Here is a 15,407-nt window from a genome sequence, read left to right on the forward strand (position 1 = left end):
CCAGGGCGCAGAGCTCTCTCGTGCCGAGCGTGCCCATGCCGACGAGGGCGGACGCGGGTCCTCCCGCGGCGGGGAATATGCTCGCCGACGAAGCCAACAGGGGAAGGCAGCCAGGTGAACTACAGGGTCCAGCCCAGCGCCCAGGTCGACGAGAGCGCCGAGATCGGTGCCGGAAGCAGCGTGTGGGACCTCGCGCAGATCCGTGAGGACGCCCGTCTGGGCGAGGGCTGCGTGATCGGCCGCGGCGCGTACGTCGGCTCGGGCGTACGCATGGGCGACAACTGCAAGCTGCAGAACTACGCACTCGTCTACGAGCCGGCCGAACTCGGGGACGGCGTCTTCATCGGCCCGGCCGTCGTTTTCACCAACGACCACAACCCGCGCTCCGTCGACCCCGAGGGCAAGCAGAAGCGCGGCGGCGACTGGGAGGCCGTCGGTGTCACGGTGGGCGAGGGCGCGTCCGTCGGGGCCCGCTCGGTGTGCGTCGCCCCGGTCCGCGTGGGCCGCTGGGCCATGGTCGCCGCTGGAGCCGTCGTCACCAAGGACGTGCCCGACTTCGCCCTGGTGATGGGCGTGCCGGCGCGGCAGACCGGCTGGGTGGGGCGCGCCGGGCACAAGCTCGCGCAGAAGGAGGCCGGGGTGTGGCAGTGCCCGCAGACGGGTGCGCTGTACGACGAGAAGGACGGCGTCCTCACCGAGCGCGACGCCTGAGAAAGTGAACGAACGGCCCGTGGTCCGCAGGAACCCTCCTGCGGACCACGGGCCGTCTCATGCCCTCCTGGGCCAAGGGCCGCGCTCTCGACGTCAGCCGATGCCGAAGAGCCGGTCGAACTCTCCCCGGACCACCGGCCAGTCCCACGAGGCCAGGGCGTACTTCTCGCTCTCGCGGCCGTACCCCGCCCACGTCTCCTCGTCGGCGGTGACGGCGAGGATCCGGTCCGCGGCCGCCTCCGGGGTGCTCACCACCCAGTCAGCCGGGTAGAGCGTCGAGGCGCCGTGCTTCTGCCCCGCGAAGAAGGGCCAGTCACGGACGACGGGAACCGCCCCGCTGGCGGCGCCCTCCATCACGCCGACGTGGCAGCCCTCGCGCACGGAGCTGCTGAGGATGACGCCGACGTCCCGCAGACTGCCGGGCACGTCGGTGGTGGCTCCCCGGCGTTCCACGGCCCCCTCCTTCACCAACGGGGCCACCTTGCGCTGGAAGGAGCGCTGGTAGGCGGCGGCCGCCTGACTCGCCTTCGTGTCCATGTCGCCGCCGATCATCACCAGCCGGTAGCGCTCGTCGCGGCCGCGCAGTTCCCGGATGACGCGCAGGGCCCACAGGGGGTCCTTGGCGACCTGCCCGATGCCCACCATGCCCACGGTGAAGCGGGCGTCGGGGTTCTTCGGCAGGGCGAAGCCGGCGAGGTCCATGCCGTTGTCGACGATGTGCGTGCGCGGCGCCTGTGGTCCGGTCAGGGCCGGCACGGAACGCAGCGCCAGGTCACGGATGTGGTCCGCGACGAAGACCAGGTCGTCGACTCGGGAGAAGTCCGTCAGCCGGGGCCAGGAGGAGAATGTCTCGTAGCTGTGCAGCCGCACGACGATGCGGGCGGTGCCCGGGTCCACGGAGGTGAACAGCGCCGCGGCCGCGGCGCACCAGTCGACGAACACCGTGTCGGCCCAGTCGAGGTAGGGGCGCAGGTGCTGCTCGGCGGTGAAGCCGTACATGGCGTCGCCGCCGAGGCGGTGAGCGATCAGCCCCCGGCGATTCCCGGCGAGCCGCTTGATGCCGGGGTAGTCGGCGATGTCGAGGAACTTCAGCTCGACATCCGGATTCGACTCGTAGTGGTTCCTGATCAGGCCGAGGAAGTTGTCGTTTCCGTCCGTCACGACCAGCAACCGCCGCGGCCGGCCCGGCTCCGGCTCGGCCGCCGGACGCACCCGGCCCTGCGCCGCGGTCGCCGCCGCACCCGCGGTGGACGCGGTGATCAGACGGGCGAACTCCTCCGCGCGCTTCGGCAGCGGGCTCTCGCGCTGATCGATGTGGGCGACCCGGTGGAACGCCGTCTGCAGCGCGTAGTGCACGAACTCCGCCGCACCGGCAGCGTCGCCCGCCGCGAACAGGCTGTCGGCGTGGGCGAGATCGGCCTCGGCGGACGCCAGCAGCGTGTCGGGGGTGAACCCGTGGCTCAGCGCACGCCGCGTCGCCGTGCGCAGCACCTCGGCCCGCGACTCCGTGTCCCGCAGCCGCTGGGCGGCCGCGCCGGCGGTCGCCACCGCAGCCCGTGCCTGGCGGAGACCGAACAGGCCGGTCATGACACTGCGCGTCACGTCGACCCGGGTCTGCTGGGGCAGCGGAAGCAGCGGAACCCGCCGGGCGACGGCGGAACCGATCCGGGAGCCGAGCATCTTCTCGTGGCCCAGGAGCAGCGCGCCGTCGGAGATCCGCTCGCGCTGGGGACCGTCGTCCATCGCGTCGGGCACCGACACGGCCGGGGCGTTGCCGTCCTGCAGCGCCCGTACCAGGCGCTGGGCCGCACCGAAGCCGACGCAGGCGTGTGCGCCGGTGTTCAGCCGTGCCAGTTCCCAGCCGCTGTAGTAGGCCTTGGAGTCGGCCGCCACGATGACATCGGCCGCGCCGGCGAGGCGCAGGACCTTGTCGTCGCCGCCGACGTAAGCCCAGAAGCGCTCGTGCGGGTGGGCGTGCACGGCACGGCCGCGGGCGCGCCAGTCGAGGTTGGCGCCGTCGGTCGCGACCCGGTGGACGGTGTCGATCCCCCACTCCGCGTCGATCCGGTTCTGCGCGAACGTCCCGACCACATGCACACGAACGTCCAGCTTCTTCATCTCGCCGACGAACGTCCGGAAGATGTCGGTGTTGGGCGTGCGCCCCACCACGACGAGCACGTCCATCACGATTCCACCCTCTCCTTCGCCGCGTTCCGCGCGTCGAGAACCAGTTCGGTCAGTTCGCGGACCGCGGGCGCCATGACCGCGCCCCGCTGGTAGGACGCCCCGTGTGCCTTGGCCGCCCGGCACTGCTCGTCCGTGGCCGACGTCGCCATGTACGCGGCCCGGCAGAACGACTCCGTGAGCTTCTCGACGTCGAGGCCGTACGCGCCGGTCCACAGCGGATGGCCCTCGAGCAGGTCCGAGGCGTCGTGCTCACGCTCGTGGACCGAGACGACGGGCAACCCGGTGGCCATGTACTCGTAGACCTTCCCGGACGTGGTGTACCTGCCGCCGACGATGATCAGCAGCAGGGCGTTCCACCGGCCGTAGAGTTCGGACACCTCGCCCTTGGGCACCGGTCCGCCGACGACGACGCCCTCGGCGGCGGCCTCGTGCAGCATCTCCATGTGCCGGTTCGCCCCCTGGCGCGCTCCGACACCGATGTGCCCGCGTACTTCGAGTGTGGCGTCGGCCAGCAGCGGCTCGCGTTCGCGGGCCGCCTTCCAGGAGTCGAGGACCTTGGCCAGCAGAGGCACCGGGAACGTCACGGTCCCGAGGTAGCCGAAGACCAGCGGGGCGTCGGGGTCGCGCACGGTGGTCGGCAGGTCGACGCTGTCGGCGTCGTAGCCGTTGCGCACGACGTGGATCCGGGAGCGCGCGTCGGGGTAACGCCTGCGATAGTGCTCGGCGATGGGGTCGTTGACGCACCAGAAGGCCACCGCGTCGGCCAGCATCCGGGACTCCCAGACACCCGCCGGGGAGTCCTCCAGGAACGCCTCGACACCCTCCACGACGTCGAGCGACCAGCCGTCGCGGAAGTCCACCGCGTAGGGGACCTGGTGATCGTCGTAGAGGCGCCGGATCGCGGCGAGTTGCACGTAGGGCACGCAACTGGCCATCGAGAGGGTCACTGGGTTCTCGGCGTGGATGTGGAGGGCGGCTTCCTCCAGGGCGGGGCGCCAGGCGCCGAACACCGGGTCGGGGAAGATCTCCTGGACGTCCTTTCGGGCCTGGCGCAGCCAGGCATCCGGGTCCAGTGCCCGCTCCCGCGAGAACTTCCGCAGGTCCGTCTCGAGGTCGTCGCGGGACAGCGGCAGCTTGACCACGTCGATCCTGGGATCGACCGGGTCGGAGAGCGTCGGGTCGATGCCCGAGTCGATCATCCAGGACTCGTCCTCGATGGTGACCACGGTGACCCGCCACCCGTGAGCCGCGAACTGGTTGGCGGTTTCCCGCATGCGGTAGGCACAGCTCTTGGCCGCGGGCGGGAAACCGATCGCGAAATACAGCAGATGCGGCTTGTCCCGGCCCTCGGCGGACGTCAGATCGGCGGGTGGCACAGACTTGTCCTCGACTGGAGTGGTTGACTCTGGCGGCCGTGCTTCCTCGCTCAGCCATGGTGAAGGCGGGGCGCGCACCGAGCGGGGCCCAGTGGCCGGTTCCCTGGTGGTCGTGGCCTTCCTCCACCGTGCGGTGATGTGTCGGTCCCGCCGCCTCCAAATGGAGGGATTATCACACACGTTCGACAATCCTTTCCCTCGTCGACAGCCACCGTCCGCCTCACGGCAACTCCTGACCCCCCGCCGCGCGTCGCCGGGCGGATCGTATGCTCGGTCGGCCCTGCGACGACGAGGAAACGCAGGATGACCGGGGGGACGCACATGGCACCGAGCTCCGAGAGATTTCCGGCAGCCGGTACCGCACCGAGCCGTGACCGGCTGCCCTCTCTCACCGGCCTGCGCTTCTGGGCCGCGCTGACCGTGGTCCTCTACCACCTCTCCCGCGGAGTGGGGAAGATCCCGGGCCTCAGCGACGCGGTGTGGTACGGCCGCTCCGGAGTGACCTTCTTCTTCGTGCTCTCCGGGTTCGTCCTCGCGTGGACGTACGACGGAGCCGGCGTCCCGGCAAAGGTCTTCATGTGGCGGCGTTTCGCCCGGATCTGGCCGCTGATGATGGTGAGCACCGCCCTGTCGGTGGCCGTCATGGCCGTCCAGAACGTCGCGATCCCGGGTGCGGCGGTCACCACGTCACTGGTCCTGCTGCACGCCTGGGTGCCCGACCCGGTCTACGCGTCAGCGGGGAACCCGGCCGCCTGGTCACTGAGTGACGAGGCGTTCTTCTATGCGGTCTTCCCGCTGCTCCTGGCCGCTCTCGCGCCCCGCAGGGCACGGACGTGGGCGTGGACGGCGGCGGTCTGCTGCGCGGCCCTGCTCCTGGTGTGGCCGGCGGCCTCCACCGTCTCGGACACGTTCCTGCGGGTATGGGCGCTGGACTACGTACCGCTGACCCGCTCGCTGCAGTTCGTCGTGGGCGTGGCGGCCGGGCTCGCCGTCCGGCGCGGATGGCGTCCCCGCGTGCCCCTGTCGGTCGCCGTCGGCCTGGTCGTCGCCTGGCACCTGCTGCTGATCCCCTGGTCCCGTGCCGTACCCGACGCCCTCTGGTACAGCCCGTACAGCGCCTCCCAGTTGCTGTCCACCCCGCTCTTCGCCCTGCTCGTCGTCGCGGCCGCCCGCGCGGATCTCGACGGACGCCGCACGGGACTGGGCGGTTCCTGGATGATCCGGCTGGGACACTGGTCGTTCGCCTGGTACCTGATTCATGAAATAGTCATCCGAATCGTCAAGGGCTTCCACGGTCGCCCCGTGTCGCTGTCGGAGACCATCGAGGTCTGGACGCTCGTCCTGGTGATCAGCCTGGCATTGTCCGCGGCCGCCTACCAGTGGATCGAACGCCCTGCCGAACGCACGCTGCGCAGACTCGGCCCGCGCTCCGCGGCGCCGAGGCCGCGACCGCAGACCGCATGCGCCGAGTGAGGCCGCACGCCCGGACCCACCGCCCCTGACCGAGAAGAAGAGACGCCGTGAAAGTCATCAGCATCGTCGGAGCCCGCCCCCAACTGGTGAAGCTGGCCCCCATAGCCGCCGCGTTCGCGGAGACCGAGCACGAGCACGTCATCGTGCACACCGGCCAGCACTACGACGCCGACCTGTCGGACGTCTTCTTCAGCGGGCTGGGCATCCCGGACCCGGACGTGCACCTCGGGGTCGGATCCGGAAGCCACGGCGTGCAGACCGGCGCGGTGCTGTCCGCCCTGGACCCCGTCCTCGACGAGCACCGGCCGGACTGGGTCCTGGTGTACGGCGACACCAACTCGACCATCGCGGGCGCTCTGTCCGCCGTGAAGCAGCACATCCCCGTCGCCCATCTCGAGGCGGGGCTGCGCTCGTTCAACCGCCGCATGCCGGAGGAGCACAACCGCGTGCTCACCGACCACTGCGCCGACCTGCTGCTCGCGCCCACCGAGGAGGCCATGCGACACCTCGCCGACGAGGGGCTGGAGCACCGCGCCCGGCTGTCCGGCGACGTCATGGTCGACATCTGCCTGCGCATCCGGGACGCCGTGCTCGCCGGGCAGCACCCGGCGCCGGCGCTGCCCGAGGGCATCGACCCGGCGCAGCCGTTCCTGCTGGCCACCCTGCACCGGCCGGACAACACCGACGACCCGGAGCGCCTCTCCGCGCTCGTGGGGTCGCTGGCCGGGCTTCCGCTGCCCGTGGCCCTGCTCGCCCATCCGCGCCTCGTCGCCCGTGCCGAGCAGCACGGCATCAAGCTGGAGCAGGGATCCGTCCGCGTCGGCCGTCCGCTGCCGTACGCGGGTCTGGTCGCCGCGGTGCTCGCGTCTGCCGGTGTGGTCACCGACTCCGGCGGTCTCCAGAAGGAGGCGTACCTGCTCGACCGGGCGTGCACCACGGTGCGGCCGGAGACCGAGTGGGTCGAAACCCTGGAGGACGGCTGGAACGTCCTCGTGCCCGATCCGCACGAGAAGCCGGCCGCCGAGTGGACCGGCATCGCCTGCCGTCCCGCGCCCCGGACACCGCGCGGCACTCCGTACGGTGACGGCACCGCGGCCCGCCGTGTCGTGCGGCTCATGGAGGAGGCGGCCGGCGCCTGACCGGAGCCCGCGTACGGCGCTGAGCCCCCGCCCGGTGGTCCGGGCGGGGGCTCAGCGCCGTACGGAGCGGGTCAGCCGCCGATGACGACCCGGCGCACGCCCTCCCAGCGGGCCGGGTCGGTGGTGCGGCGGCCATCGACCAGGACGCGTACGTCGGGCAGGTCGGTTGCCGACAGCTCGCGGTACTCGGCATGGTCGGCCTGGAGGATGGCGGCGGTCACGGTCTGGCCCTCGTGCGGGGGCAGGCCGTGCGCGGTCAGCTCCTCGGCGGTGTACATCGGGTCGGAGACGCAGGGCACCGCGCCGCGCTCGCGCAGCGCCTCCACCGTGCCGTAGACGCCGGAGAACGCGGTCTCCTTGACGCCGCCCCGGTAGGCGGCGCCCAGCACGAGGACGTTCACGCCGGTCAGGTCGCCGTAGGCGGCCGCGAGGAGGTCGACGGCGTACGCCGGCATGGCCGCGTTGGCCTCGCGGGCGGCACGCACCACGGTGGCCTGCGGGTCGTTCCACAGGTACATCCGCGGATAGATCGGGATGCAGTGGCCGCCGACGGCGATGCCCGGCTGGTGGATGTGGCTGTAGGGCTGGCTGTTGCAGGCCTCGATGACCTTCTTGACGTCGATGCCCGCCGTGTCGGCGAAGCGCGCGAACTGGTTGGCCAGGCCGATGTTGACGTCCCGGTAGGTGGTCTCGGCGAGCTTGGCCATCTCGGACGCCTCCGAGGTACCCAGGTCCCACACGCCGTTGGGCCGCGGCAGGTCGTCGCGCTCGTCGAAGTCGAGGACCTGCCGGTAGAAGTCCACGCCGCGCCGGGTCGACGCCTCGTCGATGCCGCCGACCAGCTTCGGGTAGCGCCGCAGGTCGGCGAAGACCCGGCCGGTGAGGACCCGTTCCGGGGAGAACACCAGGTGGAAGTCCTCTCCCGCGGTCAGCCCCGAGCCCTCGGCGAGCATCGGCGCCCACCGGTCGCGGGTCGTGCCGACGGGCAGTGTGGTCTCGTACGACACCAGGGTGCCCGGCTTCAGCCCCTGTGCGATGGCCTTGGTCGCCGCGTCCATCCAGCCGAAGTCCGGCACGCCCTCGGCATCCACGAACAGCGGCACGACCACGACGACGGCCTCGGACCGGGCCACCGCGTCGGCGGTGTCGGTGGTGGCGGACAACAGCCCGTCGTCGACGGCCTGCTTGAGCCGGACGTCGAGGGCGTGCTCGCCGGGGAAGGGCTCGGTACCGGCGTTGACCAGGTCGACGACCTTCTCGTTGACGTCGGCGCCGATCACCCGGTGGCCCTTGGATGCGAACTGCACGGCGAGCGGCAGGCCGATCTTCCCGAGGGCGACTACGCAGATGTTCATGGACGGGGTGCCTCTTTCTCGGGGCGTACTGCGGGACCGGGACACGGGACCCGGCCGGAAGCGATGGGCTGAGCGTCAGGCCCCGGACGGCACGGCGTCGTCGGCCGTGTCCAGCCGCACGGTGTCGCCGGTGGCGGCGGATTCGAGCACCGCGGCGGCCACCTCGACCGTCCGCAGGCCCTGGCGGAGCGTCGAGATCTCGTGCGAGCGGCCGAGCACGGCGTCCCGGAAGAACTCGTGCTCGACGAGGAGCGGCTCCCGCTTGGGGATCGCGTAACGGATCATGTCGCCCTCGGCGACGCCGCGGAACGCCTGAAGAGCCTCCCACTCGGTCGCGACGGCCGCGTTGGAGTGGAAGGTCAGGTCCGCGGTGAGGGTATCGGCGATGAAGCAGCCGCGCTCGCCGGTGACCGAGGTGAACCGTTCCTTGAGCGGGCTCAGCCAGTTGACGAGGTGGTTGACCATCGTGCCGTCGACCAGCTGCCCGACGGCGGCGACCATGTCCTCGTGCGGGCGGCCGCTCTTGGAGACGGTGTGCGCGGAGACCGACACGTAGGGCTTGCCGGTGACCCAGGCGGTCAGGTCGATGTCGTGGGTCGCCAGATCCTTGACCACTCCCACGTCGGCTATGCGGTGCGGGAACGGCCCCTGACGACGGGTCACGACCTGGAACACCTCGCCCAATTCGCCCACTTCCAGGCGGGCCCGCAGGCTCTGCAGCGCCGGGTTGTAGCGCTCGATGTGGCCGACGCCGGCCACCAGGCCGCGGGCCTCGAACGCCTCGACCAGCCGCCGCGCGCCCTCGACGGTGTCGGCCACCGGCTTCTCGACCAGCGCGTGCACCCCGGCCTCGGCGAGCTGCAGGCCGATCTCCTCGTGCAGCGCGGTCGGGCAGGCCACCACGGTGTAGTCGACGCCCAGCGCGACGAGCTGCTCGACGGACTCCAGGATCGGCACGCCCCGCGCGACACCGAACTTGTCGCCCATCGGGTCGACGACGGCGACCAGTTCCACGCCGTGGAGTTCGGACAGGATCCGGCAGTGGTGACGACCCATGGACCCCAGGCCGACGAGACCGGCCCGCAGCTTCGCCCTGCTCACAGTGTGTCTCCCAGGCTGTTCACGGCGTCGGCGATGCGCGCGAGGTCGGAGTCGGTCAGGGACGGGTGGACCGGCAACGACACGACCTGGGCGGCGGCCCGGTCGGTCTGAGGCAGGTCCCAGGTCCGGCCGGCCTTGCGGTCCGGCTCCCAGTACGGAGTGAGCCGGTGGATGGGGGTCGGGTAGTAGACGGCGTTGCCCACTCCTGCGGCCGTGAGCCGCTCCTGCACCGCGTCCCGGTCCATGCCCTCGGACACGCGCACGGTGTACTGGTGGTAGACGTGCCGCGCGCCCTCGGCGACCGGCGGCGTCACCAGCGCCGTGATGTGCTCGTCGAGGTGGGCGGCGTTGGCGCGGCGGCGGTCCGTCCACTCCGCGAGCCGCCCGAGCTGCACCCGCCCGATGGCCGCCGCGACATCCGTCATCCGCATGTTGGCGCCGACGATCTCGTTGGCGTAGCGCTGCTCCATGCCCTGGTTGCGCAGCAGCCTGAGGGTCCGCGCCACCTGGGCGTCGGCGGTGGTGACCATGCCGCCCTCCAGGGCGTGCATGTTCTTCGTCGGGTAGAAGCTGAACGTTCCGGCGGTGCCGAACGCGCCGACCGGGGTGCCGTTCAGCTGAGCCGCGTGGGCCTGACAGGCGTCCTCGACGACGGCGAGGCCGTGCTTCTCGGCGATCGGCAGGAGCCGGTCCATGGCCGCCGGGTGCCCGTACAGGTGGACCGGCATGACGGCTGCGGTGCGCGGGGTGACGGCCGCCTCGACCGCGTCCGGATCGAGGCAGAAGCTGCCGGGTTCGATGTCGGCGAAGACGACGTCGGCGCCGACCAGGCGGACGGCGTTGGCGGAAGCGGCGAAGGAGAACGAGGGCACGATCACCTCGTCGCCCGGGCCGATACCGAGGGCCATCAGGGTCAGATGGAGCGCGGAGGTCCCGGAGTTGACGGCGACGCAGTGGCGCCCGTCGACCAACTCGGAGAACTCCGACTCGAAGGCGGCCACTTCGGGCCCCTGCACGACCCTGCCGCTGCGCAGCACGCGCACCGCGGCTTCGATCTCCTCATCGCCGATCACCGGCCGAGCAGCCGGGATGGACTCCAGGGCGTCCGCCATCGGCGTCCTCCTCTTCAACGGCCTTGTCGCCGCACGACATACCTGAGCCGGGAGGTGGCCGCCGTGGCACGTTCGTCCGCTTCCCGTGGATCACCGGTGCTCGGGGACGGCGTACAGGTCTCCGCCGAATCCCCGGCCGACGGGGTGCTCTGAGAGAGAGTCAGCCGCGAGCGGGATGTCCGGCGTGCTCGTCGGCCGTGGTCCTCGGCAAACGCCTGGGCGTACGTCTCGGCAGCGGCCGATACCGCCGTTCAGGTTATCAAAAGTGCACGTGTGTTCCCCCGCCCGCCACCTCTCCGTAACCTCGGGCGTTCGACGGGGATCCGGGCTGTCCGGGTGCGCTCGCGCGGGCAGCGGCGGCGTGGCACCGGATGCGCCTCTCACCCCCGCCGGGCCGGAAACAGCCGCGTGCCCCGGCCCGGCACACCGCGGGGGTGTCCGGGCCGGGGCACGCGGCCGGGGCTAGGCCCTGGTCACTCCTCCACCGACGAGCCGACCGAGGACGGCGCCTGCTGGGCCGCTGCCGCGGTCTTCTTGGCCGTCGCCTTCTTGGCCGTCGTCTTCTTGGCCGCGGTCTTCTTGGCGGTCGTCGTCTTCGCCGCCTTCTTGGCCGTGGCCTTCTTCACGGCCGTCTTCTTGGCCGCGGTCTTCTTGGCGGCGGCCTTCTTCGCCGTCGCCTTCTTGGCCGTCTTGCGGGCCGCCGCCTTCTTCGCCGGAGTCTCCTCCGCGGCGGTCTCCTCGGCGGGCTCCTCCGCGGTGGCGGCCGATTCGGCCTCCTCCGCCGGGGCCGACGGGACGACCATGACGGCCGTGTCCTCGGACGCGGTCGGCGCGGTGGCCTTGCGCACGGCACGGCGGCGCGGACGGGCCGGGGCGACGGGCTCGGCGGGGGCCTCCGGCTGCTCCGCCGGAACCGGAGCCGCGTCGACCGCGACGTCCTGCGGCTCGGCGGGTGCCACCGGCGCGGCCTCGGACACCGTCACCACGGTCTCCTCGGCACCCGCCGGGGAGCCGGCGGGCGCCGACACCTTGCGGGTCGCGCGGCGACGCGCACGGCCCTTGGGAGCGGCCTCCTCGACCGGGGCCTCGGCGGCGGGCGCCGGGACGGCCGGGTCCTCGACGGCCACAGGCTCGGCCTGAGCCCGTTCCGCCGGCTCCGGGCGCACCGGGCGCGCGGCCTCCTCGGCCGCCGTGACGTCCTGGGCCGTGGGAGCCGGGGTGCCACCGTCGGCGTGCGCCTTCGGCGCGCCCGCAGGCGCGGACGCCCGCCGGCTCGCCCGGCGCCGCGTACGGCCACGGCTCGCCGCGGCCTCCGCCTCGGCGACGCTGCTGTACAGCTCCTCGTCCGGGGCCATCTCCAGCGCGGGCAGCACGATGGGCTCGGCGGCCTCCGTCTCGGCCTCCGCCTCCTCCTCGGCGGTCGGGGCGACCACCTCGGCGGCCACGGCCTCGTGCTCGTGCGGCTGCTCGGCACCGGCGCGGGCGCGCTTGCGGCGCTTGCTCCCGCCGCCACCGCCCGCGCTCGCCTGCTCCAGGTGGACGATGACACCGCGGCCGTTGCAGTGCACGCAGGTCTCGGAGAAGGACTCCAGCAGGCCCTGGCCCACCCGCTTGCGGGTCATCTGCACCAGGCCCAGCGAGGTCACCTCGGCCACCTGGTGCTTCGTACGGTCGCGGCCCAGGCACTCCAGCAGGCGGCGCAGCACCAGGTCGCGGTTGGACTCCAGGACCATGTCGATGAAGTCGATCACGATGATGCCGCCGAGGTCGCGCAGCCGGAGCTGACGCACGATCTCCTCGGCCGCCTCCAGGTTGTTCCTGGTGACCGTCTCCTCCAGGTTGCCGCCCTGGCCGGTGAACTTGCCGGTGTTGACGTCGATGACGACCATCGCCTCGGTCCGGTCGATCACCAGCGAACCGCCGCTGGGCAGCCAGACCTTGCGGTCCAGCGCCTTGGCGAGCTGCTCGTCGATCCGGTACGTGGCGAAGACGTCGACCTCGCTGGTCCAGCGCTGCAGACGCGGCGCGAGGTCCGGGGCGACGTGCGAGACGTACCCGTGGATCGTCTGCCACGCCTCGTCACCGCTGACGATGACCTTGGTGAAGTCCTCGTTGAAGATGTCGCGCACGACCCGGACGGTCATGTCCGGCTCGCCGTACAGCAGCGACGGTGCGCTCGAGCTGCCGCCGTTCTTGGCCTTCTTCTGGATGTCCTCCCACTGCGCCTGGAGCCGCTCGACGTCCCTGCGCAGCTCGTCCTCGCTCGCGCCCTCGGCGGCGGTGCGCACGATGACGCCCGCGTCCTCGGGGACGATCTTCTTGAGGATGGTCTTCAGCCGGGCCCGCTCGGTGTCGGGCAGCTTGCGGCTGATGCCGGTCATCGAGCCCTCGGGGACGTACACGAGGTAGCGGCCCGGGAGGGAGACCTGGCTGGTCAGACGGGCGCCCTTGTGTCCGATGGGGTCCTTGGTGACCTGGACGAGCACGGACTGGCCGGACTTGAGGGCGGACTCGATGCGCCGGGGGCCGTTGGCCATGCCGAGCGCCTCGAAGTTGACCTCACCGGCGTACAGCACGGCGTTGCGGCCCTTGCCGATGTCGATGAAGGCGGCCTCCATCGAGGGCAGGACGTTCTGCACCTTGCCGAGGTAGACGTTGCCGACGTACGAGGTCGACTGCTCCTTGTTGACGTAGTGCTCGACGAGCACGCCGTCCTCCAGGACGCCGATCTGCGTACGGTCGCCGTGCTGCCGGACCGCCATCACGCGCTCGACGGCCTCACGGCGGGCCAGGAACTCGGCCTCGGTGATGATCGGCACCCGGCGGCGGCCCTGCTCGCGGCCCTCGCGGCGGCGCTGCTTCTTGGCCTCCAGGCGGGTCGAGCCCTTGATGGACTGCACCTCGTCGGACGGCTCGGCGGCCTTGCGGGGCTCGCGGACCTTGACGACAGTGCGCTCGGGGTCGTCGGCGGACGGCTCGTTGTCCGTGCCGCTGTCACCGGCCCGGCGACGACGCCGACGGCGACGTCGGCTGCTGCTGGAGCCACCGCCACCCTGCCGGCCCTCGTCCTCGTCGGCCGACTCCTCGTCGTCCTCGTCGAGCTGCTCGGCGGTGTCCTCGGCGTCCTGCGCGGCCTGCTCGGCGGCGAGCTCGTCGCTCTCCTCCGCGTCCTCGGCGGACTCGCCCCGGCGACGGCGGCGGCCACCGCGACGGCGGCGACGGCGCGAACCGGACTCCTCGCCGTCCTCGCCCTCGGCGGCCTCCTCGGCCGACTCGGCGGTCTCCTCCTCCGTCTCGTCCTCGGCGGACTCGTCGGCGGGCCCGGCCGCCCGGGTCTCGGGCTCCTCGCCACCGGAACCCCGGCGGCGACGGCGGCGCGAAACGCCCTGCTCGACCTGTTCGGCCTGTTCGGCCTGCTCGAGCTGCTCCTCCGGAAGCTCCTCGACCTCCGCGGCCTCGGCCGCCGCAGCGGCGGCGGCCCGCTCCGGGGTCTGGAACATCGGCTCGGTGAAGACGGGCGCCTGGAACACGGCGACGGCGGGGCGCGCGGGCCGACGCGGCGACTCGCCGTCGCCGGCGGCGGACTCGGCGGCGGGCTCGGAGAACCCGGTCGCAGCACGCCGGACGACCCGACGCCGGCTCCGCCGCGTCCCGGTCTCCTCGGCCCCGGCCTCGGCGGCGGACGCCTTGGGCGCCTGCGACTCGTCGGCGGCAGGGGTGGTGGGGGCGACGGCGGCGGGGGCCTCGTCCTCGCCGGGAGCCTCGGCGGACTGGGCCGCGGGGGCCTCGGTGACGCCCGCGGTCTGGGCGGCGGGCTCGGACACGCGGCGCGTGGCACGACGGCGGGTACGTCGCGGAGCCGCGTCCTCCACGACCTCGGCGGCGGGCTCGGGGGTCGCGGCCTCCTCGGCGGGGGCGCCGCTCCCGGACTCCGCCGCACCCTCGGGCGAGGCGGCGGGCTCGGACACACGCCGCGTGGCACGCCGGCGAGCGCGGCGCGGAGCCTCGTCCTCCGCAGCCTGGGCAACGGGCTCAGGCTCGGCGGTCGCGGGCTCAGGGATCGTGGCCTCGGGAGCGGCGTTCACCGCGGGGGCCTCAGGGGCCTCGGCCGGGGCGGGGGCACCGGCGGGCGTGGACACGCGCCGGGTCGCGCGGCGCCGCGTACGAGCGGCAGGCGCGGGCGCCTCGGCCGCCGGCTCGGCGACAGCCTCGGCACTCGCCGGCTGCTGTGCGCTCTCCGCGGGCGTGGCGGGGACGACCGTGTCGACCGCCTCCGCGGACGCGGCGGACGCGGTGGGCGCGGACACGCTGCGCGTGGCACGCCGACGGGTCCGCCGCGGAGCGGCGGCCTCGCCGACCTCCACGGACCCGGCAGGCGCCTCGACGGCACCGGACCCGGTGACCGACGTCTCGGCAACGGCCGCCGCCGGCACGACGGTCTCGGCGGCAGCCTCGCCCTGGGCGGTCGAGGGGGTCCCGGCGGGCACGGAGACACGGCGGCGCGTACGGCGCGCGGGCGCTGCCTCCGCGGCGGCTTCCTCGGTCTCCTCCAGCGCCTCACCGGTGACCGCTACCGTCTCGGCGGTCACCGCGGCCCCGGAAGTCTCCTGCTCCTCCACCTGTTCCGCGAGTTCCGCGGAGGTGGCGGCCGGTACGGCCGGAGCGGTGATCTCGGCCGCGGCCTCGGAGGACGCGGCGGCGGGCGGACCCGCCGGGCGGGACGCGGCACGGCGCCGACGACGCGGCGGCAGGGTGTCGCTGGGAGTGTTCAGTTCTTCGGAACCCTCGATGGGTTCGGTCGGTTCGAGCATGCGGGGGTATCTCCCGTCAGGCTCCCGGGCGCCGCGCCTGGTCCGGCGCCGATCACGTCGATCGGCACCGTTGACGTCCGCGGCCGCGCATGGGCGCCGGCCGCCGTCCGGGGCGCGGGCGCCGCACGGGAGCTCTCTGTGT

At 72.8% G+C, this 15,407-nt stretch carries 9 protein-coding genes; 3 read left to right on the forward strand and 6 right to left on the reverse strand.

Annotation, left to right across the window (positions count from 1 at the left end; all coding sequences use genetic code 11):
- The first annotated feature begins 114 nt into the window (after positions 1–114).
- A complete protein-coding gene (locus tag ACIQFZ_RS04530) occupies positions 115–711 on the forward strand; it encodes an acyltransferase (RefSeq protein ID WP_365419578.1) in 597 nt (198 codons plus the stop codon).
- Positions 712–804: 93 nt separating this feature from the next.
- Here the strand turns inward: ACIQFZ_RS04530 and ACIQFZ_RS04535 are convergent, their stop codons facing one another.
- Positions 805–2,895 (reverse strand): glycosyltransferase family 1 protein, encoded by a 2,091-nt coding sequence (locus tag ACIQFZ_RS04535; RefSeq protein WP_402690620.1) that lies wholly within the window; start codon positions 2,893–2,895, stop codon positions 805–807.
- Entirely contained in the window at positions 2,895–4,274 is a 1,380-nt protein-coding gene (locus ACIQFZ_RS04540) for a glycosyltransferase (RefSeq protein ID WP_402690592.1), read from the reverse strand. Before ACIQFZ_RS04540 ends, ACIQFZ_RS04535 begins: the two co-directional genes overlap by 1 nt.
- A 321-nt stretch (positions 4,275–4,595) precedes the next feature.
- On the opposite strand from ACIQFZ_RS04540, the gene ACIQFZ_RS04545 reads away from it, so the two are divergent.
- Together ACIQFZ_RS04545 and wecB are read left to right on the forward strand one after the other, a co-directional pair.
- The gene (locus ACIQFZ_RS04545; RefSeq protein WP_402690593.1) at positions 4,596–5,747 is read left to right on the forward strand and encodes an acyltransferase family protein; all 1,152 of its coding nucleotides are present in this window, start codon (positions 4,596–4,598) and stop codon (positions 5,745–5,747) included.
- Positions 5,748–5,794: 47 nt separating this feature from the next.
- Positions 5,795–6,886 carry a non-hydrolyzing UDP-N-acetylglucosamine 2-epimerase gene (wecB, locus tag ACIQFZ_RS04550; RefSeq protein ID WP_365773858.1) on the forward strand — a complete coding sequence of 364 codons (1,092 nt, stop codon included), beginning with the start codon at positions 5,795–5,797 and terminating at the stop codon, positions 6,884–6,886.
- Between the two features lie 71 nt (positions 6,887–6,957).
- On the opposite strand, the gene ACIQFZ_RS04555 is transcribed toward wecB, so the two are convergent.
- From ACIQFZ_RS04555 to ACIQFZ_RS04570, 4 genes are all read right to left on the reverse strand, one after another.
- On the reverse strand, positions 6,958–8,241 hold the full coding sequence (locus ACIQFZ_RS04555; RefSeq protein ID WP_365435833.1) for a nucleotide sugar dehydrogenase: 1,284 nt from the start codon (positions 8,239–8,241) through the stop codon (positions 6,958–6,960).
- A 75-nt stretch (positions 8,242–8,316) separates the two neighbouring features.
- Positions 8,317–9,342 carry a Gfo/Idh/MocA family oxidoreductase gene (locus ACIQFZ_RS04560; protein WP_365435830.1) on the reverse strand — a complete coding sequence of 342 codons (1,026 nt, stop codon included), beginning with the start codon at positions 9,340–9,342 and terminating at the stop codon, positions 8,317–8,319.
- The gene (locus ACIQFZ_RS04565) at positions 9,339–10,454 is read right to left on the reverse strand and encodes a DegT/DnrJ/EryC1/StrS family aminotransferase (protein ID WP_365435827.1); all 1,116 of its coding nucleotides are present in this window, start codon (positions 10,452–10,454) and stop codon (positions 9,339–9,341) included. The genes ACIQFZ_RS04560 and ACIQFZ_RS04565 overlap by 4 nt, the downstream gene beginning before the upstream one ends.
- A gap of 473 nt (positions 10,455–10,927) precedes the next feature.
- Positions 10,928–15,265, reverse strand: a complete 4,338-nt coding sequence (locus ACIQFZ_RS04570) for an Rne/Rng family ribonuclease (protein ID WP_402690594.1) — start codon at positions 15,263–15,265, stop codon at positions 10,928–10,930.
- Positions 15,266–15,407: the final 142 nt, after the last annotated feature.

This window comes from Streptomyces sp. NPDC093064, from assembly GCF_044754605.1.
GTDB lineage: Bacteria > Actinomycetota > Actinomycetes > Streptomycetales > Streptomycetaceae > Streptomyces.

Bases quoted from the DNA above. Each gene is read 5' to 3' on its own strand.
- ACIQFZ_RS04535 (WP_402690620.1), bottom strand. From the start codon at position 2,895: ATGGACGTGCTCGTCGTGGTGGGGCGCACGCCCAACACCGACATCTTC.
- ACIQFZ_RS04545 (WP_402690593.1), top strand. From the start codon at position 4,596: ATGGCACCGAGCTCCGAGAGATTTCCGGCAGCCGGTACCGCACCGAGC.
- ACIQFZ_RS04555 (WP_365435833.1), bottom strand. From the start codon at position 8,241: ATGAACATCTGCGTAGTCGCCCTCGGGAAGATCGGCCTGCCGCTCGCC.
- ACIQFZ_RS04565 (WP_365435827.1), bottom strand. From the start codon at position 10,454: ATGGCGGACGCCCTGGAGTCCATCCCGGCTGCTCGGCCGGTGATCGGC.
- ACIQFZ_RS04570 (WP_402690594.1), bottom strand. From the start codon at position 15,265: ATGCTCGAACCGACCGAACCCATCGAGGGTTCCGAAGAACTGAACACT.